Annotated in this window: 1 protein-coding gene; it reads right to left on the reverse strand. The window is 70.5% G+C overall.

All coding sequences use genetic code 11. The features are described 5' to 3' along the window. A partial coding sequence (locus ACSNOK_RS33535; protein WP_436784547.1) for a DUF4255 domain-containing protein occupies window positions 1-366 on the reverse strand: 366 nt, incomplete at both ends.

Consider the following 366-nt stretch of genomic DNA (forward strand, 5'->3'; position numbering starts at 1 on the left):
TCGCTGCCCGCCAGGTACGGCCGCTGCGCGGCCTCCTCGATCAGCTCCCCCGGCAGCACCGGGAACTCGTGCAGGGTGCGCACCACACAGCCGATGAGCCGCTGCCCGACCAGCTCCGCCTCGTTGCCGTAGGCGCTGATCAGGTAGTGCAGGTCCAGCGCCGCCGTCGGGCGCTTGAGCAGGGTGCCGTCCGGGGCGCGGGTGGGCAGGTCGTCGTTGCCCCGGGAGGCGTTCGGGGTCACCTGGTAGAGGAAGACGGTGATGGTGGCGTCGTCGGTGGCCTCCGCAGGCGGCCGCTCGGTCTTCACCGCGACCTGCATGTCGATCTCGGGTTGCAGATTGTGTTCGATCAGCAGGGCGAGTGCC

Origin of the sequence: Streptomyces sp. URMC 126, assembly GCF_051386555.1 — a bacterium.
Lineage (GTDB): Bacteria > Actinomycetota > Actinomycetes > Streptomycetales > Streptomycetaceae > Streptomyces.